General features: G+C 49.6%; 22 protein-coding genes and 1 pseudogene. 17 read left to right on the top strand and 6 right to left on the bottom strand.

Annotation, left to right across the window (positions count from 1 at the left end; all coding sequences use genetic code 11):
* The first annotated feature begins 38 nt into the window (after window positions 1-38).
* The 8 genes from kduI to ACWXW9_RS03335 all read left to right on the top strand — a co-directional run bounded on the left by kduI (window position 39) and on the right by ACWXW9_RS03335 (window position 8,588).
* Window positions 39-869: a 5-dehydro-4-deoxy-D-glucuronate isomerase gene (kduI, locus tag ACWXW9_RS03370; RefSeq protein WP_494928278.1), complete on the top strand. Its 831-nt coding sequence runs from the start codon at window positions 39-41 to the stop codon at window positions 867-869.
* 75 nt (window positions 870-944) lie between these two features.
* Window positions 945-1,589 (top strand): bifunctional 2-keto-4-hydroxyglutarate aldolase/2-keto-3-deoxy-6-phosphogluconate aldolase, encoded by a 645-nt coding sequence (locus ACWXW9_RS03365; protein WP_431086121.1) that lies wholly within the window; start codon window positions 945-947, stop codon window positions 1,587-1,589.
* Window positions 1,590-1,639: 50 nt separating this feature from the next.
* Complete coding sequence (gene kduD, locus ACWXW9_RS03360; RefSeq protein ID WP_404519322.1) at window positions 1,640-2,416, top strand: 2-dehydro-3-deoxy-D-gluconate 5-dehydrogenase KduD; 777 nt, start codon at window positions 1,640-1,642, stop codon at window positions 2,414-2,416.
* A gap of 259 nt (window positions 2,417-2,675) precedes the next feature.
* Entirely contained in the window at window positions 2,676-3,914 is a 1,239-nt protein-coding gene (locus ACWXW9_RS03355) for a CynX/NimT family MFS transporter (protein ID WP_494928277.1), read from the top strand.
* Window positions 3,895-5,046, top strand: a complete 1,152-nt coding sequence (locus ACWXW9_RS03350; protein ID WP_494928276.1) for a winged helix-turn-helix domain-containing protein — start codon at window positions 3,895-3,897, stop codon at window positions 5,044-5,046. Before ACWXW9_RS03355 ends, ACWXW9_RS03350 begins: the two co-directional genes overlap by 20 nt.
* A 91-nt stretch (window positions 5,047-5,137) precedes the next feature.
* Window positions 5,138-6,502, top strand: a complete 1,365-nt coding sequence (locus ACWXW9_RS03345; protein WP_494928275.1) for an MFS transporter — start codon at window positions 5,138-5,140, stop codon at window positions 6,500-6,502.
* A 49-nt stretch (window positions 6,503-6,551) separates the two neighbouring features.
* Window positions 6,552-7,139, top strand: a complete 588-nt coding sequence (locus tag ACWXW9_RS03340; RefSeq protein ID WP_494928274.1) for a GNAT family N-acetyltransferase — start codon at window positions 6,552-6,554, stop codon at window positions 7,137-7,139.
* 273 nt (window positions 7,140-7,412) lie between these two features.
* Complete coding sequence (locus ACWXW9_RS03335) at window positions 7,413-8,588, top strand: cation:proton antiporter (RefSeq protein ID WP_494928273.1); 1,176 nt, start codon at window positions 7,413-7,415, stop codon at window positions 8,586-8,588.
* Window positions 8,589-8,744: 156 nt separating this feature from the next.
* Here the strand turns inward: ACWXW9_RS03335 and ACWXW9_RS03330 are convergent, their stop codons facing one another.
* A complete protein-coding gene (locus ACWXW9_RS03330) occupies window positions 8,745-9,380 on the bottom strand; it encodes an NAD(P)-dependent oxidoreductase (protein WP_494928272.1) in 636 nt (211 codons plus the stop codon).
* A gap of 256 nt (window positions 9,381-9,636) precedes the next feature.
* On the opposite strand from ACWXW9_RS03330, the gene ACWXW9_RS03325 reads away from it, so the two are divergent.
* Both ACWXW9_RS03325 and ACWXW9_RS03320 read left to right on the top strand, forming a co-directional pair.
* The gene (locus tag ACWXW9_RS03325) at window positions 9,637-10,590 is read left to right on the top strand and encodes an alpha/beta hydrolase (protein WP_494928271.1); all 954 of its coding nucleotides are present in this window, start codon (window positions 9,637-9,639) and stop codon (window positions 10,588-10,590) included.
* 140 nt (window positions 10,591-10,730) lie between these two features.
* Window positions 10,731-11,288, top strand: a complete 558-nt coding sequence (locus tag ACWXW9_RS03320) for a glycerol-3-phosphate responsive antiterminator (protein ID WP_494928270.1) — start codon at window positions 10,731-10,733, stop codon at window positions 11,286-11,288.
* 378 nt (window positions 11,289-11,666) lie between these two features.
* On the opposite strand, the gene ACWXW9_RS03315 is transcribed toward ACWXW9_RS03320, so the two are convergent.
* Window positions 11,667-12,413 (bottom strand): SDR family oxidoreductase, encoded by a 747-nt coding sequence (locus ACWXW9_RS03315; protein WP_494928269.1) that lies wholly within the window; start codon window positions 12,411-12,413, stop codon window positions 11,667-11,669.
* 212 nt (window positions 12,414-12,625) lie between these two features.
* Here ACWXW9_RS03315 and ACWXW9_RS03310 point away from each other — a divergent pair, with 212 nt between their 5' ends.
* The 3 genes and pseudogenes from ACWXW9_RS03310 to ACWXW9_RS03300 all read left to right on the top strand — a co-directional run bounded on the left by ACWXW9_RS03310 (window position 12,626) and on the right by ACWXW9_RS03300 (window position 15,721).
* On the top strand, window positions 12,626-13,462 hold the full coding sequence (locus ACWXW9_RS03310; RefSeq protein ID WP_494928268.1) for a helix-turn-helix transcriptional regulator: 837 nt from the start codon (window positions 12,626-12,628) through the stop codon (window positions 13,460-13,462).
* Between the two features lie 142 nt (window positions 13,463-13,604).
* Window positions 13,605-13,800, top strand: a pseudogene (locus ACWXW9_RS03305) (glycerol kinase); the annotation flags it as partial.
* A gap of 217 nt (window positions 13,801-14,017) precedes the next feature.
* Window positions 14,018-15,721 carry a glycerol-3-phosphate dehydrogenase/oxidase gene (locus ACWXW9_RS03300; RefSeq protein ID WP_494928511.1) on the top strand — a complete coding sequence of 568 codons (1,704 nt, stop codon included), beginning with the start codon at window positions 14,018-14,020 and terminating at the stop codon, window positions 15,719-15,721.
* Window positions 15,722-15,821: 100 nt separating this feature from the next.
* On the opposite strand, the gene ACWXW9_RS03295 is transcribed toward ACWXW9_RS03300, so the two are convergent.
* Together ACWXW9_RS03295 and ACWXW9_RS03290 are read right to left on the bottom strand one after the other, a co-directional pair.
* Entirely contained in the window at window positions 15,822-16,499 is a 678-nt protein-coding gene (locus tag ACWXW9_RS03295) for a CidB/LrgB family autolysis modulator (RefSeq protein ID WP_494928267.1), read from the bottom strand.
* A complete protein-coding gene (locus ACWXW9_RS03290; protein ID WP_025683925.1) occupies window positions 16,496-16,867 on the bottom strand; it encodes a CidA/LrgA family protein in 372 nt (123 codons plus the stop codon). The genes ACWXW9_RS03295 and ACWXW9_RS03290 overlap by 4 nt, the downstream gene beginning before the upstream one ends.
* Window positions 16,868-16,997: 130 nt before the next feature.
* Between ACWXW9_RS03290 and cidR the strand changes: the two genes are divergently transcribed.
* Window positions 16,998-17,897 (top strand): cidABC operon transcriptional activator CidR, encoded by a 900-nt coding sequence (gene cidR, locus ACWXW9_RS03285; RefSeq protein WP_494928266.1) that lies wholly within the window; start codon window positions 16,998-17,000, stop codon window positions 17,895-17,897.
* 95 nt (window positions 17,898-17,992) lie between these two features.
* Here the strand turns inward: cidR and ACWXW9_RS03280 are convergent, their stop codons facing one another.
* Window positions 17,993-18,175 carry an aspartyl-phosphate phosphatase Spo0E family protein gene (locus tag ACWXW9_RS03280; RefSeq protein ID WP_134912041.1) on the bottom strand — a complete coding sequence of 61 codons (183 nt, stop codon included), beginning with the start codon at window positions 18,173-18,175 and terminating at the stop codon, window positions 17,993-17,995.
* Window positions 18,176-18,309: 134 nt separating this feature from the next.
* A complete protein-coding gene (locus ACWXW9_RS03275) occupies window positions 18,310-19,299 on the bottom strand; it encodes a diguanylate cyclase (RefSeq protein WP_494928265.1) in 990 nt (329 codons plus the stop codon).
* Between the two features lie 260 nt (window positions 19,300-19,559).
* On the opposite strand from ACWXW9_RS03275, the gene ACWXW9_RS03270 reads away from it, so the two are divergent.
* The 3 genes from ACWXW9_RS03270 to ACWXW9_RS03260 are packed head-to-tail and all read left to right on the top strand — an operon-like array spanning window position 19,560 to window position 23,070.
* The gene (locus tag ACWXW9_RS03270) at window positions 19,560-21,926 is read left to right on the top strand and encodes an ATP-dependent DNA helicase (protein ID WP_494928264.1); all 2,367 of its coding nucleotides are present in this window, start codon (window positions 19,560-19,562) and stop codon (window positions 21,924-21,926) included.
* A complete protein-coding gene (locus ACWXW9_RS03265; RefSeq protein WP_431086137.1) occupies window positions 21,916-22,425 on the top strand; it encodes a MarR family winged helix-turn-helix transcriptional regulator in 510 nt (169 codons plus the stop codon). Before ACWXW9_RS03270 ends, ACWXW9_RS03265 begins: the two co-directional genes overlap by 11 nt.
* Window positions 22,426-22,461: 36 nt before the next feature.
* A complete protein-coding gene (locus ACWXW9_RS03260; protein WP_494928263.1) occupies window positions 22,462-23,070 on the top strand; it encodes a pentapeptide repeat-containing protein in 609 nt (202 codons plus the stop codon).
* The last annotated feature ends 59 nt before the right edge of the window (window positions 23,071-23,129 follow it).

Raw genomic sequence — 23,129 nt, 5'->3', positions numbered from 1 at the left:
TTGATAAAAAAGTTTATCTAAACAGGAGGAATGTTTTTATGGAAATGCGTTATTCAACTCATCCCGAACATGCCAAGCATTTTACGACTGAAGAGCTGCGTCAGCACTATTTAATACAGGAGCTGTTTGTGCCTGAGGAAGTTAAGCTGGTCTATACGCATGAAGATCGTGTCATTATCGGGGGCATTTATCCCGTGAATAAATCCGTTGCGTTGGAAGGCAGCGATCAAATCAAGGCGGAAACCTTTTTGGAGCGCCGGGAGCTGGGCATTTTTAATGTCGGCGGTAGCGGTACTGTAAAAGTTGACGGTGAAACCTATGAGCTGAACACGAAAGACTGTCTCTACGTAGGCAGAGGGGGCAAGGAGTTGATCTTTGAAAGCGATTCCAGCTCGAAGCCTGCAAAATTTTATATTGTCTCGGCGCTGGCTCATACCACGTATCCGACAACGAAGCAGTCTTTTGCCGATGTGCCGTCTGAAAGTCTGGGCGCGCAGGAAACCGCCAATAACCGGACCTTACGCCGCTTTATCCATGATGAAGGCATTCAGAGCTGTCAACTGGTTATGGGGATGACGACACTGGAAAACGGCAGTGTATGGAACTCCATGCCGACACATGTGCATGACCGTCGTATGGAAGTGTATTTCTACTTTGAGCTGGATGAGAACGCCAGAATGTTCCACCTGATGGGTGAGCCGAACGAAACGCGCCATCTGGTGATGAAGAACGATGAAGCGGTTATTTCGCCACCTTGGTCGATCCACTGTGGGGCAGCTACGGGCAGCTATACCTTCATTTGGGGCATGGCTGGTGAAAATAAAACGTACAAAGACATGGATCAGGTAGCCATGAGTGAGTTGCGTTAATCCGGCATATTGGAGCGGGGTACTTTCAAGCGGCTACTGGAACATAGCCATCTCATCGTGGAAAGGATCAGGAAAATGACGAAAAAGAAAGTTTTGGAGCATATCACTTCGGTTGGGGTTGTTGCGGTCATTCGGGGAAACACAGCGGAGGAAGCATACCAAATGTCCAAAGCCTGTATTGAAGGCGGTTTGGACAATATTGAGCTTACGTTTACCACGCCGGATGCGGATCAGGTGATTCGCAGATTGAGAGATGAATTTAAGGACCGGGCAGTGATTGGTGCAGGAACTGTACTAGAAGCGCTGACAGCCAGAATTGCTATTTTGGCTGGAGCGGAGTTCGTGGTGAGCCCTTCTTTTGAAGAAGAAACGGCGAAACTGTGTAATTTGTACGCGATTCCCTATATGCCAGGTTGCATGACGTTGAATGAGATCAAGGAAGCGATGAAGCTGGGCAGTGATGTTGTGAAGCTGTTCCCCGGCAGTGCAATGGGTGCGGATTTTGTTAAGGCAGTCAGAGGGCCAATGCCTCATGTGCAGATTATGCCAACGGGCGGCGTGGATCTGGATAATATGGAAACATGGCTGCGCAACGGAAGTGTCGCGGTGGGTATTGGGGGCAACCTGACGGCTCCGGCCAAGGAAGGCCGCTACGATCTGATCACAGAGAACGCTGCGCGTTATGTAGCTAAATATAAGGAAGTTCGTGCAGCGCTGTAGGATTCATTAGAGGTATATATTTTAAACTAAAATATGATGGAGGCGTAAGTATGGGTCTGGATACTTTTTCATTGGATTTTTTCAGCCTGAAAGGCAAAACAGCGATTGTAACGGGAGGCAACAGCGGTTTGGGTCAGGGCTATTCAGTAGCTCTAGCCAAAGCGGGCGCTGACCTGTTCATTGTAGCCAACAATGATGATTATGAAGAAACAAGACGTCTGCTCGAACCTACAGGTGTGAAGGTTGTCTTTCATGAGGCGGATCTGACGCAAAGAGAATCTATTACAAAGATTGTAGAAGAAAGCGTCAAGGCATTCGGTAAAATCGATATTCTCGTAAACAACGCAGGTACGATCCGTCGCGCTCCTTTGCTGGAGTACAAAGATGAGGATTGGGACGCGGTGATGGAAATCAACCTGAATGCTGTTTATCACCTGAGTCAGGAAGTAGCAAAGGTGATGGTTGAGCAAAAAAGCGGGAAAATTATCAATGTTGCTTCCATGCTTGCTTTTCAGGGTGGAAAGTTCGTTCCGCCGTATACAGCAAGTAAGCACGCAGTGGCTGGCTTGACCAAGGCGTTTGCCAACGAGCTGGCGGTTCATAACGTTCAGATTAATGCGATTGCCCCTGGTTATATTGCTACGGCGAACACAGCTCCAATCCGTGCGGATGAGAGCCGCAATCAGGAAATCTTGTCGCGTATTCCTGCGGGGCGCTGGGGAGATCCGTCCGATTTGATGGGAGTTGTTGTTTTCCTCGCAAGTCAGGGCTCCGATTACATGAACGGTCATATTTTGGCAGTGGATGGCGGCTGGCTGGTACGTTAAGGTTAAGCGGCACTGGATGCATCTAAATCATGGACCGAAAGCTGCCTCAAAAGGAAAGCATCCTTTCGGGCAGCTTTTGTATGTTTGGCTGTAGCTGTGGTTGTACGCTGAATTGAAGATTTGGAGTGCTACGCTTATACGTCCTATGCATATGGCATAAATGCCATTATAATTTAATGAGATAGAAATTGCTCAGGCTCCAGCCGTACACTCGGTTGGAGCCTTTGAGCATAACACAGATAGATTGGAGAATGGAGAGATGAGTTCACAGCAACACCAACGAGCTTTGGTATACAAATCCTTGTGGCATGCCGGTCCTTGGGTGCTTGCCGCAGGGATCATTTTGGTAGGTGCCAATCTGCGCGCCTCGATTACCTCGGTAGGACCTCTTATCGGTTTGATTAAGGATTCTTTGCATATTTCGAATACACTGAGTGGTCTATTAACGACATTACCGCTGCTGGCTTTTGCCCTGTTGTCGCCTTTTGTAGCCAAACTGTCGCGCCGCTTCGGGTCGCCTCTTATTATTTTTGCAGCCTTGCTGCTGTTGACCGCAGGTATTGTGGTGCGCTCAACGCTGGGGGTGACCGCATTATTTGCTGGGACAGCCATGTTGGGACTGGCTATTGCCGTGTGTAATGTTTTGCTGCCCAGTTTGATCAAAGAGGAGTTTCCTCGCAACAGCGGACTGATGACCGGCGTATATTCAGTATCCATGAATGTAGTCGCTGCAACAGCATCCGGTCTGAGTATACCGCTGGCTCTGAACGGAGGTCTGGGCTGGCGCGGTGCTTTGGGAATATGGGGAATTGTGGGTGTCGTAGGTATTTTACTCTGGGTGCCCCAGCTTCTTAAGGCGCGCAAAACGGCCAATAAAGCGGCAGTGTCTGCCCGAACCGTGAATGTGTATACATCGTCTTTGGCTTGGAAGGTGACGCTGTTTATGGGGCTGCAATCTGCCCTGTTCTACGTCCCTGCCGCATGGTTTCCCGAGATGATGGTTGGACAGGGAATGGATTCAGAGACTGCGGGATGGATGCTGTCCGTGCTGCAGTTTTCGCAAATGCCGTTTACTTTTATTGTGCCTATTTGGGCAGCTCGGGTAAAGGATCAGCGGGTATTGGTTCTGATTATGGCTGCGCTGTATTTTATCGGTCTGGGTGGATTTCTGCTTGGGGCTACACAGTGGAGTGTGATTTGGGTCATTTGTATCGGTATAGCGGGTGGTTTTGCTTTCCCGTTGGTGATGATGTTCTTTAATTTGCGGACGCGGACACCGCAGCAGGCAGCAGAGCTGTCTGGTATGGCGCAATCCTTTGGTTATTTGCTAGCAGCGACAGGGCCGACGCTGTTCGGTTATTTACATGATGCAACACAAGGCTGGACAATTCCGCTGCTTCTACTCTTGTGTCTGAGCGTTTTGCTCATGTTTACAGGGCTGGGTGCAGCCAAGAAACGATATGTCGGAGGCGAGGTGGATGATCAGGCTGCAATTTGATGCAGACGGTTATAGTGTAATCTGTAGTGCAGATCGTGTTATGTTGTTGGCTAAAGAGTTTGCGCTACTGCGCTTCCTATACGATAACCGGAATCAGGTGTTCACCCGGGAACAACTGCTGGATCGTGTGTGGCCGCTGGAGTATCCGGTGGAGCGCACGGTGGATGATCATATCTACAGATTGCGCAAAAAGCTCAAGCCATGGAATGCTCTTCGTATTCATACGGTCCGGGGGTATGGCTACAGCTTGACCCTTACTGGCGTGCAACGACAGAATCATCCGTCCCTGCGCGATCAGGAGGTACAAGACGCTGTCCACGGACTGTTACGGAAATACCAATTGCTGGGACAGGGGAATTCCATCGTGGCGCTGGCTGCTCAGCAGGAGCAGATGGGGTTCGAACTGTCTCCTTTTTATCAGATGTATACCCGGTTTGTGCAGGCCGATATATTGTGGTTTTTGGAACGGGAGGACTTTACACCTAAAGATCGACTGTACTGGATGTTACTGCTATATATAGGTACAGCAGGGGTAACGGATCAGAAGCTTGCTCTATGTGAGCAGGCGCTTTCCAGTGGATTACTATCCGCCGAGCAGGAGCAGGAATTGCGTATTCTCAACATCCTGGAGGCTTATGTGGAGAATGGACAACCTGAACGCGCACTGGAGAGACTTCCGCTGGCTTTTGCAGTGATGGAGCGGGATGAGCTGGACAAATTTGTGATGCCTGTTGCGCTGATGGAGATGTACATGCATCTGACCGCCAACCGTATGGAGGAGGCTAGGGTACTATCCGTTCGATTCGAAGGGATGCTATCTGAGGCTCCATATTTGCGGGAGCTGGGACGTTTTCGGATGATGCAGGGATTCATGCTATTGCTTACCGGGGGAGCGAACGAGGCCGAGCGGCTACTGGATGAGGGGCTGGATACGCTTGATATGGCTAAACAGGAGTTGCTTAAAATCAAGGCGGTCTGTCAAATCTGCGGTTTTTTGAAGCGTTATGGTGGCTTTCCTTCATTGGAAAAGAAATATACGGCTCAATATGAACGGCTTGATCGGGACAATGGCTTAACGTTACATGGTGCGACGCTGGGGCTTTGGTTGGAGCGAGCCCTTTCTGCGATCTGATGTTTTTCGCTGTCTGACTTTCCTCTGATATAGGCCCGCTAGAATGTTCTTATTGCTACTAATGCAGAAAATGAGAGCAGGGTGAATAGAAATGAAGGAAAAGAAAGAATCAGAATCCACGCCTAGCATTTGGCGCAACGGCCGTTTTCGGCGGATGTTTGCGGCGCACACGGCTGCTTCCTTTGGCGATTGGTTTGATGCCATCGCTATTCAGGTGCTCGTCGCTTACCGCTGGGAAGCCGATCCCATGCTAATTGCGCTGATTCCGGTAGTGATGGCGCTACCGGGTCTGCTGCTCGGCTCTATCGCAGGTACGTTAGCCGACCGGGTGCATAAGGCCCGGCTGATGATCGGCTGCGATGCAGCTATTGCCTTGCTGACGCTGGCGATTCTCGCTGTTCCGGGCCCGGCGTGGCTGTTGCCTCTGCTGGGTTTGCGCGCGGCGGCTGGCGTATTCCAAATGCCCTCACAGCAGGGCTTGACCCGCACTGTAGTCGCCAGCGGCGACCTGTTTCAGGCGACCTCGCTGAATGGGCTGGTCAATCAGGCTTCCAAAGTGGCAGGGCCATTATTGGGCGCCATGACCTTGGCTGTGCTGTCGCCCCAAGCCTGCATTATCCTCAATGCGCTGCTGCGCCTGTGCTCAGGCCTGGTTCTGTGGCCGCTACGCGGAATCGGCCCCGCCCTTGACAGCGTAGAGCAGCATGCGACTACTGCTGTGAAACAAGGAAAGCTGGATTCGCCAAGCGAGGCTGAGGCTGATGAAGCCGAGCATCGGAAGGGACGCGTCGGCGCATCCCGTTTTTTCAGCCAATGGCGCGAGGGCTGGGCGTTTCTGTGGCGCAGCCGGATGCTTTTGCATACGCTTGTGTTCGGACTTTTCGGCATGATCGCCATTCTCATGATTGACTACCAGTTTCCGACGTTGCTGCGAGTGCTAGCCCCGGGTAACGAATCGCTGCTCGGCTGGCTGGTTTCAGCCATAGGCGCTGGCGCCGTTGGATGCATGCTTGTGCTTAATCGCTTGAATCGCATAAGCGCAGGCTGGGGGCTCGGTGGAGGTTGTGTGCTGATCGGCGGAGCTATTGCTGCTTTAGGCTGGGCGCAACCGGGGACAGGATTACCCATACTGCTTATGATTGGGGCCATGCTAGGCGTGGGCAACGGCCTGTATATCATCACCCAGAATTACATATTGCAAGCCGGAACACCGGCCGATATGGTGGGGCGCGTGTTCGGTATCCAAAGTACTGTGACTGGAGCGATCATGGTCGTCTCACCGCTTATCGGGGGTGCAATGATTCGCATAGCTGGAGCAGGAACTACCTTTGTTTGGATTGGGGTGACGATTGGGGCTTTGGGCTTAGTCGGACTCATGCTTCAATCCGTCATTTGGCGCGAGTCACCTGCTGATTTCAACAATTCTGCTGTGAAAAATGCCGACCCTGCACAGTAGTTGGTTTCCAAATTTTGTAACTTAACATTTTTAGAATAGGAGGATGATTATGACTCAAAAATCTTCGTCCACAACGTCTGTGGCACGGTTACTGGAGGGATCGCGGGTGTATCTGCGCCCGATTCACGTGGAGGACACCGAACTGTACTATAATACGTTGTTTGATCAGGACGTGAGGAGGATGACGGGTACGCAGCGCAGCTTTACCAAGGATCAAATTGGGCGTTATATTGAATCCAAAGGGCAGGATACCTCCAGCTTGCTGCTACTCATTGCCCTTCAGGAAGATGACCGTATCATTGGTGACATTGCTCTTCAGGATATGGACAGCCTGAACCGCAGTGCCAGCATCCGCATTGCCATTAATGAACAGGAGAATCAGGGAAAAGGCTACGGCACTGAGGCGCTTGTGCTAATGCTGGATTACGGATTCGGTATCTGTAATCTGCATCGAATTGAGCTGAACGTGTATGATTTTAATGAACGGGCTATCCGTTGCTATGAAAAAATAGGCTTCCAACGTGAAGGCGTGCAACGGGATGCTTTATTTTATAATCATCAATACCATGACTCCATTCTGATGAGTATGCTGTCCTCTGAATACCGTGTCCTCTATGTAGAAAAAGCAGAGAACTGATTCAAAACGTTTACAGCGGTTTAATGAAAAGGTATAATAAAGGCATATATGCGCGAATTTATGTAGGTTACTGAATGACAACATAAAATGACAATGAATTACCGGAGGAGCCTGTCACCAAGGCTCCTCTTTGTCTTTTTTTAAGGGGATCTGTAATTACAGGTTCCTTTTTTGTTGTGTTCAGGGCACGTCAGCACATATTTTGCGCAAAGTTTTAGCATTTTATCAATACTAGATGTCTACCATTTGATGATTAAAGGAGGTATATGAGCCATGCAATTTATATTGTATCTTTTGCTGATTCTGCTGTTTACTAAAGTGGCTGGTGATCTGTCGGTAAGGCTCGGTCAGCCTTCGGTGCTAGGGAAGCTGATTGCTGGTATTGTACTCGGTCCGGCGGTATTGGGGTGGGTTCAGAACAACACACTTATTCATGATATGTCTGAAATCGGAGTGCTGCTGCTGATGTTCATTGCCGGGCTGGAGACGGATCTGGATCAGCTTCGGCGTAACTGGAAACCTGCGGTAGCCGTAGCGGTTGGGGGGATTATTCTTCCGTTGATCTGCGGTTTTGGAGTCGGGGAAGCCTTCGGATTTTCGGTGCATGAAGGATGGTTTCTCGGTGTTGTCCTGAGCGCCACTTCCGTCAGCATTACGGTGCAGGTGCTAAAGGATATGAACAAGCTTAACACCCGGGAAGGCTCGACGATTTTGGGTGCGGCAGTGCTGGATGATGTGCTGGTGGTAGTGCTGCTTGCAGTGATGATGAGTGTATTCGGGGTAGGAGGGGGAACATCTCTGGGGCTACTCGTCGGCAAAAAGCTTCTTTTCTTTGTCGTCGCTATATTCGGAGGATGGTTTGTGGTTCCCTGGATCATGAAAATACTGGCTCCGCTCAAGGTGACAGAGGCTACCATTACCGCTGCTTTGATCATTTGCTTCGGGTTTGCGTATTTTGCAGATATGTTGGGTATGGCGGGTATTATCGGAGCCTTCGCTGCCGGGATTGCCATTTCGCAAACGAGCTTTAAGCATGTCGTAGAAGAAAAAGTGGAGCCTATCGCTTATTCCATCTTTGTCCCTGTGTTTTTTGTCAGCATTGGATTAAATGTTTCTTTCGAAGGAGTAGGGCAGCAGATCGGATTTGTCGTTGCTTTGACACTGGTTGCAATGGTTACGAAGTTGATCGGTGGTGGAATCGGGGCACGCCTGACAGGCTTTAATAACCGTTCTTCGCTCGCGATTGGCTCCGGTATGATATCTCGCGGCGAAGTCGCGCTTATTATTGCAGCAACCGGGCTGCAAACGGGTCTGCTGGCACAGCAATATTTTACATCCGTCATTATTGCTGTCATTCTGACGACTTTGGCTGCACCTCCGATCCTCAAGCTATGCTTTAGCGATAAGAAGTCTCCCGGCCGTGAGCAGAAGAAGGAAGCTGAGGCCTGATAGTATAACTAGCCATATCTAAAAGACCCATCGGGTTCATATTCTCACAGTGTGTATGGAAAGTCCGATTTGTAGCAAAACCGGACTTTCCATGTCCTATGGGAAATGACCGAAGGGTCTTTTTATCATACGTATATGTCGGATTAAGTGCAGGAATTAGGACTCGGATACCACGGTGAAGCGTTGGTTCAGATGCTGTGGTTTCTCGATTTCGTCAATTACAGCCACCGCATAATCTTCATAGCTGACATAGCTTGTGCCTTTGGAATTGACTTGCAGCACATCTTTGCCAATTTTATAAGAGCCTGTGCGTTTGCCGAGAGCAAATTCAGCGGAAGGACTAATGAAAGTCCAGTTCAGATCGCTGGTTCCACGCAAAATTTCCAGGTTCTTTCCTTGATTATTAGCCGTTGGGTATACGAAATCCGGGAAACCGGGCGTGTCTTTTACCAACAAGGTTTGGGACTCATCTGTGAACAGGCTACCTGCGCCGCCTACAACAATCAGGCGAGTACCGGACACATTACGCAGTGCTTCAATCAGAACGTTACCTGCATCTACATGCAGATGCTCTTGACCGAGTGGAGCGGCAAAAGCGTTAACGACAACATCAAAGCCTTTCAGATCGTCTGTTTTCAGATCGAAAACGTCTTTTTGTACCACAGTCGCACGGCTGTCTGTTACTTTGGCAGAGTCGCGAACGATCGCCGTTACTTCATGCCCTCTGTCCAATGCCTCTTTAACAATGTTGCCTCCTGCTTTACCACCTGCACCAATAACTGCAATTTTCATAATGAATAACCTCCTATAAATGGTATTTAGATTATTAGTTTGATCATAGGTTTGTCTTGTTCATTCACCAACTTGGATATGTAACTATTATAGTTACAAAATATAATGAAAGTCAAGCCCTTGTGTTGGGCATCCTAAAGCCATCAGATTAAAAAGAAATGATCTCGTTTAAGTATATAAGGTGAAGCTGAATGAGCCTAGATAAGCAACTTTGGATAGATAAAAACAACAGACAGGAAAGGAAGAGTGAACTGATATGAGTAAAAAGGTACAGCTTGAACCCGCAGCGCAGAAGTTCGCAGACGATAACGCCAAGCCTCCGTTTCTGTACGATTTGGGCCCTGAAAAGGGACGTGAAACGGTCAATGAGGTCCAATCCGGTCCGGCAGACAAGCCTGCCGCAGACGTGGAAGACTTGTCTATTTCCGGCGGCCCAAGCGGGGAGGTCAAGGTCCGGATTGTTCGTCCACAACAGGTGACAGGGAACCTCCCGGTTATTGTATACATCCACGGGGCAGGATGGGTATTCGGTAATGCCCATACGCATGATCGCCTGATCCGTGAACTGGCCGTGGGTGCGCACGCAGCGGTTGTATTCCCGGAATACAGCTTGTCACCTGAAGCCAAATATCCGACGGCAATTGAGGAAATCTACGCGGTCGTTCAGTGGGTGGCTCAGCATGGACGCGAGCATGGGCTGAAGCCTGATACGCTGACGGTAGCTGGAGACAGCGTCGGCGGTAACATGACCGCAGCCGTAACGCTGCTTGCCAAGGAACGCAGCGGGCCTGCTATCCGACAGCAGTTGTTGTTCTATCCGGTGACAGACGCTTCTTTTGACACGGAATCGTATCATGAATTTGCCACAGGGTATTTCCTGAGCCGAGAAGGGATGCAATGGTTCTGGGATCAATACACGACAGATCCCAATGAGCGGGCACAGATTACGGCATCTCCGCTGCGGGCAACGACCGATCAGCTCAAGGGGCTGCCGCCCGCATTGGTCATCACAGGCGAGGCTGACGTGCTGCGGGATGAAGGGGAAGCTTATGCGAACAAGCTGCGTGAGGCAGGGGTGGATGTGACCGCATCCCGCTTTCAGGGCATCATTCACGACTTCGTGATGCTGAACCCGTTATCGGAAACCGCAGCCAAGCGCGGGGCGATTGCGCTGGCTACCTCATGGCTGAGCCAAGGGTTTGAGGGCTAGTGCAATATAAAGCTTTTCAAAGGCACTGACATATGATGTGGTCTATTTCTGTACCGCTTCACGTTCGTTGAACAGAGTGATAATATAAAATTTGAAAGATTTGACCGACATTTTAGCCTAGGGATTTAAGGGGGATATCCATGCCATTTCAGGGACAACGCATTTTGCCTGCTGCCAAGCACATGAAGCAGTTGGAGGGCATTTTGGACAGCTCCTATGAGTACGCGGTTTTTCTGGATACGCATGTAGCGCAGCTACGCAACCTGTACCAGTTAGCTAGGAGTCGCAACAAGCAGATGCTTTTGCATGCCGATCTGGTACAGGGCTTGAAGAATGATGAATATGCCGCTGAATATTTGTGTCAGGAGATTAAGCCGTTCGGTATTATCTCGACTCGATCCGGTGTGATTGCGACCGCCAAAAAGAAAGGTATTCTCGCTGTGCAACGGGTATTTATGCTAGATACGATTGCGCTGGAAAAAAGCTACGCGTTGCTGGAAAAAACGCGACCCGATTACATCGAGGTACTGCCCGGCGTTGTTCCGCCCATGATTACAGAGGTCAGTGAACGCACGGGGATTCCTATCTTGGCGGGAGGACTGATTCGTACCCCGGAGGATGTGGAAGCGGCTCTCGCCGCGGGAGCTACAGCAGTTACAACATCCAATAAACAGCTTTTTGAGCATTATAGGCAATAGATTAGATTTGATCATATTTATTTTTGCATAAATTCAAAAAAACACTCATTTTGTATCCTGGATATTCCTGTGAGATATTTGTTTAGTCCTACCACGAGAATTCAATCAGCAGAATTCTGACTCTTCAGGATTTAGATCAAGGACTTAAGCAGTTCCCTATATAAAGAAGCTATTTGGTGGGAGGCCACCTAGGAACATGATCATGCTCTGGTGACCTCGTACAGTCTTTTCATTGCTGAATGGTAATGGGTTAAAGCATGCTAACATTAAGAGTACCCTTGTTGTTGGAGGCAACTCCATGATTGAGTCTGTAGTGACTCGATGTGAAATTCATTGGAGCGTAAAGTAAAGGCATATTACACTTCTTGTACAATTAAATCACACCAGTGTAGAACCTCCATCCACGACAATGGTCTGTCCGGTGGAATATTTTCCACGCATTAAATAAAGATAAGCCTCAGCCACGTCTTCGGGTTCTCCCGCTCGGCCAGCCGGGAGGTCTTTTCCGGCAGTTTCATACATCGCGTTTAGGTCTTCCTCAGGAATACTATCCCACATCTCAGTACGTATTAGCCCTAAACTAACGGTGTTGACACGAAGCGGACTGAGTTCGACAGCCAGCGCCCTGGCTAGAGATTCAACAGCACTACATACGCTGGCTGCGACCGTCAAACCCTTCTGAGGTCGGACTCCGGCAATGCCAGAAGTTAAAATGATGGAACCGTTCTGTCTGATGTTCTCACTTCCGTATTTTGCGGCCATAAACGCTCCCCAGTACCGCAGGTTAAAGGATCGCCGTGCAGTCTCCACATCAATTGAGCTGAGATTTTTGATTAGTAATGAATCGCCTGCCGAGAAAACCAAGTGGTCTAATTCACCAATTTGGCTAAAAAATGTTCGAACCTGCTCCTCGCTAGATAGATCAACCACATGTCCTTCCGAACCTTGGGGGAGGCGCAAGATCGCATTGTGAACCTTCTCTTTTCGACTGGATACTACGACTACGGACGCTCCCTCCCGTGCAGCGGCTTCTGCTGTCGCAAATCCAACTCCAGAAGTTCCTCCGAAGAGAATAATGCGTTGGCCTCTCAAAGTATTGCTACGATCGTTCTGTTCTGGTTTCACTATAAATCCCCTCTTCTTCGATTATTTGTTATGGAACGGAAGTACAACCTATTCAGCCTTGACTGCCGATTCCTCCTACACTGTAGGCGACAAATCGATTATAATCAGTTTTGTAAATGCCCAAATAGGTCTGTATTTGTAGTACTGTTCTGAATGCTAATCGTACGGATACTGTTATAAATTCTATTAGGATATAGAGGTGTATCATTGTTATGAATTCTGAAAGAAGACGAAGAGAACTAGCTGATTTTCTTCGGACCCGCCGCACACGTCTATCCCCGCATGATGTGGGATTTCGGGTTGAGACCTCACGTCGTCGTACGCCTGGTCTGAGGCGAGAAGAAGTGGCAAGTCTATCAGGCATTTCCTTACCATGGTACACCGCACTGGAGCAGGGGCGGGATATTCAAGTGTCGGAACAAGTACTGGAGAGTTTGGCGCGAACACTTCGACTCAGTAACGACGAACGCAACCATCTATTCGTATTGGCTAACCATTCTGTACTTCCAAACGTAACAGAAGATGAATCCATTTCTCCTGCCCTTCAACAGGTTCTCGACAAGCTGGGAACATACCCTGCCTTTGTCATCGACAGGCGATGGAACCTTTTTGCTTGGAACAAAATGACAAGTATATTGTGTGGAGACTTTAACCAAATAGCAGAAATTGAAAGAAATATTCTTTGGCGCATCTTTATGATGAAGGATAACAAAGCTCGCATAGTTAATTGGGAAAACGTCGCCACCATGCTGTTGGCCCATTTCAGAAGCCGATACGCCTTGCACATGAATGATTCGTGGTATCAGGATTTAGTTAACATGTTAAGTGACAGGAGCGAGGAGTTTAGAGAGTGGTGGGGACGACATGATGTTTCCAGAAACTCGGAAGGGGAAAAAGTGATACATCATCCTCAAGCAGGACTATTGACATTTCGTTACAATACTTTTACAGTCTCTGAAAGCGGTGAGTTCGTGATGGGGATATATACGCCAATCGAAAACACAGGAACTAATGAGCTGTTAGAAGATTTATTGCAGGGATCTCTTTGAGGACGATAGAAAGTCAGGTCATTTCGCTAACGGGAAACGTTAGTTCAATACAAGCAGCGGCAGTCTAAGACTTTATTCTCTTGTCTTAGCTCGCCGCTGTTTCATTATGTGATCAGTTTATTTAAAATAAGTCTTGATAAGCATAAAAAGCGTGAGCGATATTCTGGATACGCCTGTAGAGCGACCTGCTGTGAATGAAACAACAGCACTCGGGGCTGCGTATTTGGCTCGGCTGGCAGTTGGCTTTTGGAGTAGCTTGGACGAGGCTCGGGGATATACGGACTGAACTTTATGGCGGCTGGAAAAAAGCAGTTCATGCCGCGATGGCGTTCAAATAGCACGCTTTACAATAAAATACAAGCAGGCAGATTTCCCTTTTCATCGTGTACGGTGTGTGCTACGATATGGATAAGTTAATACTCGTCAGGAGATTTGGAGAGACCATGAACCGCTCGGCATACGCCGCAGCGATGTTCGTGGTTTTTTTTTTGTATCTTTTGATGACTGGGTTGGCAGATCGCATCGTGAATATATACAAAGCTGGAGGGATAGATGATGGGAGAACAGGGATTTGCTGCGCAGGAGAGAACGGCTGTTTTGGAACGTATGGAGAGAGAGCATTTTGATATTTTAATTATTGGCGGCGGCATTACAGGAGCCGGAATTGCACTGGATGCCGCGGATCGCGGCTTGAAGACGGCGCTGGTCGAGATGCAGGATTTTGCGGCAGGCACGTCCAGTCGCTCTACCAAGCTGGTGCATGGCGGTCTTCGATATTTGAAGCAATTTGAGGTTAAAATGGTAGCCGAGGTTGGGAAGGAGCGAGCGATTGTATTCGAAAACGGCCCGCATGTGACCACGCCGGAACGTATGCTGCTTCCATTTCACAAGGGGGGCACGTTCAACGCGTTTACCACTTCTGTCGGACTGCTGGTGTATGATTTTCTCGCCGGGGTTAAGCATAGCGAACGCCGCCGGATGCTGAATATTCGGGCCACGCTGGAGCGGGAGCCTTTGCTGAAGCGGGAAGGACTGAAGGGAAGCGGCAGCTATGTGGAGTACCGTACGGACGATGCTCGTCTGACGATTGAGGTCATGAAGGAGGCCGTGGCGCGAGGGGCTTTGGCTGTAAACTACGCCAAGGCCGACAAGCTGCTGTATGATGACGGACGAATCAGCGGCGCAAGCGTGACGGATCGGGTAACGGGGCAGTCTCATGAAATCCGGGCTTCGCTGGTTATTAACGCCGCCGGACCGTGGGTGGATACGCTGCGGGAGATGGATCGTTCCAAAGAAGGCAAGGTGCTTCGCCTGACCAAAGGTGTCCATCTGGTGTTCGATGCCAAGCGATTCCCTCTCAGACAGGCCGTTTATTTTGATACACCGGATGGACGGATGGTATTCGCCATTCCCCGTGACGGGAAAACGTACGCAGGTACGACCGACACGGTATATGAAGGGGATACAGCTCATCCCCGAATGACCGCCGAAGACCGGACCTATGTACTTCAAGCGATCAACGGCATGTTCCCTGAGGTGAAGCTGTCCGTCAAGGATGTGGAATCGAGCTGGGCAGGTGTGCGGCCGCTCATTTATGAGGACGGCAAAAGCCCTTCGGAAATTTCACGCAAGGATGAAATTTGGGAATCCCGCTCGGGCCTGATCACGATTGCGGGCGGCAAGCTGACAGGCTACCGGAAAATGTCCGAGCTGGTTGTAGACCGCGCGGTACGGGAGCTGGGCCGCTTGCATGGGCAGAGCTTCCGCGCATGCCGCACCAGGCATATCCCGATCTCGGGCGGCAACGTAGGCGGCTCCGCCGGTTGGGAAGCCTTCGTGAGCGGGCAAGCGGTAGCGGGTGCTGCGCTCGGGTTGCCGCCAGAAACCGCTAGAGCGTGGGTTACCCGATACGGATCCAATGCGGAGCGGCTGTTTGCCATAGCGGCACGCAGCATGAAGGAGGCCAGCGAGACGGAAGCCGCGCTCCCCGTGGAAGTGCGTGTCCCGCTCCTGTATGCCATGGAGCAGGAAATGACGGTGACACCGTCTGATTTTTTCATACGCCGAATCGGGGCGTTGTTCTTTCAAATTGACGGGGTGAAGCACTGGAAGCAGCCCGTCATTGCGCTAATGTCTGAGCAAGCAGGCTGGAGCGCCGCGCAAGAGCGCCAATATGCGGTAGAGCTGGACGCTTATTTACGTGAAGCTGTGACACCTGTTGAGGCAGATGAGAAATCCGGCGCTGTTAAAGTGATTTGATTGCATGAAAGATGAGGGGGCCTTGCTCCCGAATAGGCGAAGAACCCCCGTCCCACTACAGCTAGTGGAACGGAGGTTCTTTGTTTTGTATATGAAGAACTCACAGCATCAAGTGGAACAGGAACGGCGCAGCCGCCAAGGTAAAGAGAGCGGCGAGCACCATAGAGATGCTGGAAATAGTGCCCGTCAGCGAACTGAACTCGAACGCTTTGGAAGTACCCGTACCATGAGCCCCAGTACCGAGCAGTACACCGCGCGAAACTTCATTTTCGATACGGAACAGCTTAACGATCATCGGACCGATGATGAGGCCGCTCAATCCGGTCAAAATAACGAACACAGCCGTGACTGTCGGATTACCGCCAATGGTTTGTGAAACATTCATGGCAATCGGTGTCGTAATGGAGCGAGGAATCAGGCTGCTCATCAGCGAGGAATCCAGATGCATCCATTTGGCGAGTACCATGGAGGATACTACGGCTACGACTGAACCGGACAGCACGCTAAGTACGATTTGGGCCGCATGTTTTTTCAGCACAGGGAAATATCGGTATAAAGGGACGGCAAATGCAATCGTGGCTGGTTGGAGCAGCATGGAGAGCAAATGGGCACCCGAGTTATAGGAACGGTAATTTACACCCGAAAGCGTTAAAATTAAAATAATAATGATCGGTGTAATGAGTAGTGGAGACATATACACCTTGGGCAGTGTACGGTACATGCGTTTGGCCATCCAGTAAATAGCGAGCGTCAATACAATACATAGAAGACCGGTCATGATGATTTGTGCTCCTTTCGTTTGCCGAGCAGACTGGCGATCATGCCCGTGCAGGCCATCACGAGAAAGGTACCGAGCAGTACGACCAGCATAATGCTCATTCCATCGTGCTCCAGCATCGGCCAATAATTCATAACGCCGACAGCGGAGGGAATAAAGAATAATAGCAGCTCGGCCAGCAGCCAGTTTGCGCCGATCTCAATCCAGCTTAGGCGGATCACGCCCGTTTGCAGCAGAATAAAGAGAATCAGCATGCCGATAATGCTACCAGGTACAGGCAGGTGGAGCCAGGAGACCATCGCGTTCAGGATGAGCGAAAAGGCCATCAGGACGGCGATCTGGAGGACACCGCGTATGAAGCTTTTCATATATAATGGCTCCTATCATGAATTTCTTTATTTTCAAACTGTAATGAAATTTTACATCACAAGCTTTCATGAGTAAAATGCATATAAAGAATACGATGTATTCCGTTTGTCTATGGAAGAAGGTGATAGGATGGATATCCGACATTTGCAGTATTTTTTGGAGGTCGCGCGCTTGCGCAGCTTTACGAAGGCGGCCCAGAGCCTGTTTATTACACAGCCGACGATCAGCAAAACGATTAAAAGTCTGGAGGATGAATTGGGTGTCGCTTTGTTTGACCGGGTCGGTAAAAGAATCGAGCTGACGGACGCGGGCAAGGTGATTGAGCTTCAGGCACAAGCGATTGTGAAGTCCTTCCAGAGCTTGTCCTCCGAGCTGAGTGATTTGATGAACCTGAAAAAAGGGCACATCCGTATCGGTCTGCCTCCCATGGTCGGATCGAGCTTTTTTCCGCGTGTCATTGGGGAATTTCACAAGGCATATCCCGATGTGACCATTCAGCTATTTGAGGATGGGGCGAAAAAAGTAGAGCAGGACGTAGGCGCGGGTGCATTGGATATCGGCGTAATTGTGTTGCCGCCGAGTGGGGACATATTCGAGACGTTTCTGTTCGTGGAGGAAAAGCTGAATTTGCTGGTTCACCCTACGCATGTACTGGCAGAGCGTACAGAGGTACCACTGGCAGCGCTGGCGGAGGAATCGTTTGTGCTGTTCCGCGAGGATTTCACATTGCATGACCGTATTATTGCAGAGTGTGTCCGGGCTGGCTTCCAGCCGCGAGTCGTCTATGAAAGCTCACAATGGGATCTGATCAGCGAAATGGTTGCTGCGAACTTGGGGATAGCGCTGCTGCCGGAAGCGATTTGCCGTGACCTTGATTCCGAACGATTGCGTGTTATTCCACTCGTTGATCCCGTCATTCCCTGGCATCTAGGGATGATCTGGCGAAAGGATCGGTATCTGTCCTTTGCCGCCAGAGAATGGATTACGTTTACGCAGGAACTACTGCGGACGCAGTACGGAAGAAAGTAGTGTCCTACCGGAAAGTTAACGTGTACAGGTATGGGAGTGGGATACGACGCTATGTACAAAAAAGCTGCCCTTACGGGCAGCGGTGTAGCTTTCTTCTATGAATGTGCCTGATTGCTACCATTTACCGCACGCTTGGTGTGGAGGTACTTGTCCATAATTCGGTCAAGCCGAGAGGATTTGTCCAATACACGTTCATCCCTTAATCCATGTAAGGTTGCCATACGATTTAGTTCGCGGCGTTCTTTTTCCATGAGTTTTTCCAATTGTTCGAGGTTCAAAAAGCCCACCCCCCATGTAGATTGTAAGGCATGTCTCCTCTAGCGGCAGAAGGTTTTCTAATACGATTCTTATTTCCATTTTACCACTTTTTATTAACAATAATCCAGCTTTCCTGACATTTAGCGACTTATAATTATCGTTTTGCTATTTCTACCCGATTACGTCCTGAATGTTTAGCTTCATAAAGAGCCGCATCTACTTTCTCCAATAAATTCTCCAGTGCAATGTCGGGGAAGCTGCCTGCCCCGATGGATACGGTTAAAGAAATGTTTGAACCGTCGTTAAGCCGAAATGGATAATGTTCCACGGTTTGACGGATTTTTTCGGCAAAGGTTGCTGCCTTTTGGCTATTGCAATTTCCAATCAAAATGGCAAATTCCTCTCCACCCTTGCGAGAGGGGTAAGCTCTGACCGTAGACTCACGGGTTAAGAGAGCGCCCAATTGACTTAATACGGTATCCCCGTTTAAATGACCGTACGTATCGTTAATATTTTTAAAGTAATCAATATCAAGCAGCACGACTCCAAAGGGTTGTTTGGTGGTTCTGGAAGAGTGAAAGGATTCTTCGAACATGGCGTCAAAAGCACGCGGGCTGTATAATCCGGTCAGATGGTCCCGGTTGGCAGCCTCTTCAAGCAGTTGAACAGCCCGTTCTGTTTTTTTGATGTGGTGTATCATGAAGTAGGTGAACAAGCCGCCGAGTATCAGAACGATGGCAAAAAAGATGATAGCCTGAGGATGAGGATGCTCAACCAGGAAAAAAACCGATGAAACCGACACTGTAGCGGTTCCTAGTACGGCTGACATCCATTTGCCGAGGGGCAAACTTTTTTTTCGAACCAATGGAAGTGTAATGCTCAGCGTTAGTATGGCATTAATGGTAGCGATCAGAGAGACATCTGTCAGGCCACCGGTGATGAAAATACGATAAAGGCTTATAATGAGAGTAGTCAATAAGCCGGATACAGCCCCTCCTATATAAACGGAAATGATGATGGCCAGTTGGCGCAGGTCGACCATAATATCTCCACGGACCCATACACCTGTCATCATCAACAGAATACCGAACATCCCCAGCATCAAACCGTTTAGCATCCGATAGAGCCATACATGCTTTTCCATATAACGCTCGTATTTTCGGAAAAATAAGTTCCCAAAGAATAAGAAACTCGTTAATAACGCAAAATTGTCGATTAGCTCTTTTAACATATCCCTATCCCTTATGATTGTAATGTGAGTTGTAGTATCGTTAAGAAGTGAAAGCTAAAAGCCCTATTTCTATATTTCGGAAAAAAGAGGTCATGAGTGAATACCAGTTAGATGACAAACAATCCTTATGCCTCTTACGTTTCGTCTGTCTACATGATACAGTGAAAGGACTAATGACTGGAACGGGTGATCGTATGAAGGAACCCATTTACATATCGGTGCGTCCCCTTGTGGAATATGTGCATCGGAGCGGCAGCATTCACGGTGGTTTCCGCTCGAACAGCAGCATGCTGGAAGGAACACGCGTGCACCAGCTTATCCAAAAAAGCTATAAGGAGCATGACCGCAAAGAGGTGCATCTGCGTGCAGAAATTCCATATGAGGGTGCTCTATTTATCGTGGAGGGCCGCTGTGATGGACTGATTGAGCTGGACGGCATATGGACGGTTGATGAAATCAAGTCGATTTCCATTCCTCTCGAAGATATTCCGGGGGATGGTCAACCTGTGCATTGGGCGCAAGCGTTTCTGTACGCCTATATGATTGCCCGCGAAGAGCAACGCAATTCCATGCAGGCCCAGCTTACTTATGTACAGGCACACAGTGGAGAAATTCGGCGGTTCAGACGGGAGTTATCCTTTGCCGAGCTGGAGACCTTTGCGCTGAGGATGGTCGAGGGTTATGCGCCGTATGCTTTCCTGTTAAGAGCGCATGCGGAGAAACGGGATGCCAGTATTGCAACACTGGCCTTTCCCTTTGACACATATCGTTCAGGCCAGCGGCCTCTGGCGGGTTCGGTATACAAGACAATTGCAGAAGGCGTCAATCTGTTTGCGAAAGCGCCTACGGGTATCGGTAAAACGGTATCCACCCTTTTTCCTGCGATCAAGGCCATCGGTGAAGGGCTGGCTAGCCGTGTGTATTATGTGACTGCACGCACCACGACCCGCGCAGCAGCAGAAGAAGCGTATGCCAAGATGCAGGCCCAAGGGCTGCATATGCATGTAGTAACCTTGACGGCGAAGGATAAAATCTGCTTCAAGGATGAAAATGATTGCGATGCCGGATCATGCAGCATGTGCGAGGGATATTACGACCGGATCAACGGTGCGGTGTCCGATATTTTGGCGAACGAGACGTTGATGACCCGAGCGGTGATCGAGTATTATGCGCGCAAGCACAGGGTATGTCCCTTTGAATTTTCGCTGGATGTGGCGTATGCCTCGGATGGTATAATCAGTGACTATAATTATGTTTTTGATCCGCGTATTTCCTTGAAAAGACTCCTGGAGGAGCACAAGCGAAAAGGTGTTGTGCTGGTGGATGAAGCGCATAATCTGGTGGAACGCGGCCGAGATATGTTTTCGGCGGAAATGTTGAAATCGTCTTTTTTGGAATTAAAAAAAGAGTTCAAGCTGCTAAGCCCGGAGATTGCCGAGACGGCTAGTGCAGTTAACGCGCATATGATTGCGTTGCGCAAGCTGTACGCGGATACGGGAAAAGCAGTGAATACGGAGACGCCGCATGAGGTGCTGGAACTGCTGGCACCTTTTGTAGAGGCAGCCGAACGTGAGCTGTTAACTGGCGCCGGTAGTACGAGCAGCTCAGGAGCGGCCTATACATTGCTGTTGGATACGTATTTTGCCGCTCAAAATATGCTGCGGATTGCAGCTTTGTACGATGAACGCTACGTTACCTATATCGAGGCGGGACGCAGTGAAGTGCGGGTCAAGCTGTTCTGCCTGGATCCTTCGCATTTGCTGGGTCAGGCTGTGAAGGGCTATCGCTCGGCGATTTATTTTTCTGCGACGTTGACGCCGCTTGCGTATTACCGGGACATGCTGGGAGCAAGGGAAGAAGATTACACGTTGCAGGTTCCTTCCCCTTTTCATCAGGAGCAATGGGATGTACGCCTGCTGCCGCTCTCTATTCGTTATCGGGATCGTGAGCGCTCGAAGGGGGCGATTGCAGATATGCTGGCGGGATTGGCTGAGGAGCGTAAAGGGAATATGCTCGTGTTTTTCCCTTCCTATCCGTATCTGCGAGAGGTATATGAGGAATTTATGGCCCGGGGCGTGTCTGCGGATACGCTGGTACAAAGTCCAGGCATGACCGAACCGGAGCGGGATCACTTTCTGGAGGCTTTTCAGCCGGGGCAAGAGCGTACCCTGCTCGGCTTTGCCGTACTGGGGGGCGTGTTTGCCGAAGGAGTTGATCTGCCGGGTGATCGCTTAAATGGGGTAGTGGTCGTCGGCGTTGGCTTGCCGCAAATTGGAGCAGAGCGGGATGTGCTGCGGGATTATTTTTCGGAGCAGGGACGGAATGGCTTCAACTATGCGTATGTATATCCGGGGATGAACAAGGTTCTTCAGGCAGGTGGCAGACTCATTCGCACAGAGCACGACGAAGGATTGCTGGTCCTGGTAGATGATCGTTTTGCCAAGGAACCGTATGCTTCTTTGCTACCAGAAGAATGGAGAAGCTACCGTTTGACGGAACAAGCGGGATTAAGGAAGGAATGGATAGACTATGAATTTTAATTTTCATAATGACTCCATACGCGGGGTGCTGCGTAGCTTTGGACATGAGGATGCCGAAGTGGATAATATAGAGACTTTTGTGACATTTGCGCGCTTGGCTAACGGTATTTTCAGAGAAATGGATACGGATCTAACCAAGTTGGGGGCTTCTCAGGGCCGGATCATCGTCCTTAGCCTGTTGCATTGCCATGCGCCGCATCGCATGACACCATCAGAGTTGGCGGAAAAAGCCGATGTCACGCGTGGAACCATGACCGGGCTGATCGACGGGTTAGAGCGAGAAGGCATGATTGAACGTGTGGCTCACGAGAGTGACGGACGGATGGTGACTGTGGGATTAAAGGAGGCAGGAGGAGAACTGTTAAGCAAGATAGTCCCTTATTACACGAAGCTGATCCGATCGTGTATGTCTGAGTTTACGGCACAGGATCATAAGATGATGAAGGGTTTGCTGGGGAAAATGAAAAGCGGTTTTGAGCATTCCTTGCCGAAAAGCTGAGTTCCTGATTTTAGGGATAAGGGACAGGGGGAGAACATGTTTTTTTATACAGATGAGGTCTATGAAGCCCGTGATTTTGGTTCGATGGATGCCCGGGAAGGTGGGTGGAGAAATTGTGAGTTTATCCGCTGTCGCTTTCGGGGTGTGGAGATGAATGAATCTCTTGTTGAAGACTGTACTTTTGTAGATTGTGATTTTACGGGGGCCACGCTGAATGCATCACATTACAAGGAGTCTGCTTTTACCAATTGCCTGTTTACCAGCGCAAATCTGTTTGTGGCCCGGTTTGATAATTGCAAGCTGGTAGGCTCAGATTTCGCAGGGGCGAATATGGATGGTATCACGATTACAGGCGGAGATTGGTCTTATACGAACTTGCGTCATGCAGATTTAAGAAAACAGGATTTGCGAAAAATACGATTCAAGGAAGCTGACTTATCCGAATGTAATCTGGAAAAGACAGATTTGCGGGAAGCGGATCTTACCCGGGTAAGGCTGCACCGGGCGCAGCTTCAAGGAACGGATCTGCGTGGTGCGAAGATGGATGGCGTGAATTTCAAAGATTTGAATATCACCGGAGCCAGGCTCGACATCCAGCAGGCGGTAGCCGTGGCCCGATCCTATGGAGCCAAGGTGGAAGAGTAAAAAGCACGAAGTAAACAAAAAAATCCCTGCTCCAGCAGCAGAACCTGAGGATCAGGACC

The sequence above is a fragment of the Paenibacillus sp. LT-B23 genome, from assembly GCF_059417685.1.
This window is presented reverse-complemented; position numbering and strand designations above follow the sequence as displayed.

Coding starts and splice junctions, on each gene's coding strand:
- ACWXW9_RS03300 (WP_494928511.1), top strand. CDS start 14,018: ATGGGAGAACAGGGATTTGCTGCGCAGGAGAGAACGGCTGTTTTGGAA.
- ACWXW9_RS03335 (WP_494928273.1), top strand. CDS start 7,413: ATGCAATTTATATTGTATCTTTTGCTGATTCTGCTGTTTACTAAAGTG.
- ACWXW9_RS03275 (WP_494928265.1), bottom strand. CDS start 19,299: ATGGAAAAGCATGTATGGCTCTATCGGATGCTAAACGGTTTGATGCTG.
- kduD (WP_404519322.1), top strand. CDS start 1,640: ATGGGTCTGGATACTTTTTCATTGGATTTTTTCAGCCTGAAAGGCAAA.
- ACWXW9_RS03365 (WP_431086121.1), top strand. CDS start 945: ATGACGAAAAAGAAAGTTTTGGAGCATATCACTTCGGTTGGGGTTGTT.
- ACWXW9_RS03340 (WP_494928274.1), top strand. CDS start 6,552: ATGACTCAAAAATCTTCGTCCACAACGTCTGTGGCACGGTTACTGGAG.
- ACWXW9_RS03330 (WP_494928272.1), bottom strand. CDS start 9,380: ATGAAAATTGCAGTTATTGGTGCAGGTGGTAAAGCAGGAGGCAACATT.
- ACWXW9_RS03345 (WP_494928275.1), top strand. CDS start 5,138: ATGAAGGAAAAGAAAGAATCAGAATCCACGCCTAGCATTTGGCGCAAC.
- cidR (WP_494928266.1), top strand. CDS start 16,998: ATGGATATCCGACATTTGCAGTATTTTTTGGAGGTCGCGCGCTTGCGC.
- kduI (WP_494928278.1), top strand. CDS start 39: ATGGAAATGCGTTATTCAACTCATCCCGAACATGCCAAGCATTTTACG.
- ACWXW9_RS03325 (WP_494928271.1), top strand. CDS start 9,637: ATGAGTAAAAAGGTACAGCTTGAACCCGCAGCGCAGAAGTTCGCAGAC.
- ACWXW9_RS03350 (WP_494928276.1), top strand. CDS start 3,895: ATGATCAGGCTGCAATTTGATGCAGACGGTTATAGTGTAATCTGTAGT.
- ACWXW9_RS03295 (WP_494928267.1), bottom strand. CDS start 16,499: ATGACCGGTCTTCTATGTATTGTATTGACGCTCGCTATTTACTGGATG.
- ACWXW9_RS03270 (WP_494928264.1), top strand. CDS start 19,560: ATGACTGGAACGGGTGATCGTATGAAGGAACCCATTTACATATCGGTG.
- ACWXW9_RS03290 (WP_025683925.1), bottom strand. CDS start 16,867: ATGAAAAGCTTCATACGCGGTGTCCTCCAGATCGCCGTCCTGATGGCC.
- ACWXW9_RS03265 (WP_431086137.1), top strand. CDS start 21,916: ATGAATTTTAATTTTCATAATGACTCCATACGCGGGGTGCTGCGTAGC.
- ACWXW9_RS03310 (WP_494928268.1), top strand. CDS start 12,626: ATGAATTCTGAAAGAAGACGAAGAGAACTAGCTGATTTTCTTCGGACC.
- ACWXW9_RS03260 (WP_494928263.1), top strand. CDS start 22,462: ATGTTTTTTTATACAGATGAGGTCTATGAAGCCCGTGATTTTGGTTCG.
- ACWXW9_RS03320 (WP_494928270.1), top strand. CDS start 10,731: ATGCCATTTCAGGGACAACGCATTTTGCCTGCTGCCAAGCACATGAAG.
- ACWXW9_RS03355 (WP_494928277.1), top strand. CDS start 2,676: ATGAGTTCACAGCAACACCAACGAGCTTTGGTATACAAATCCTTGTGG.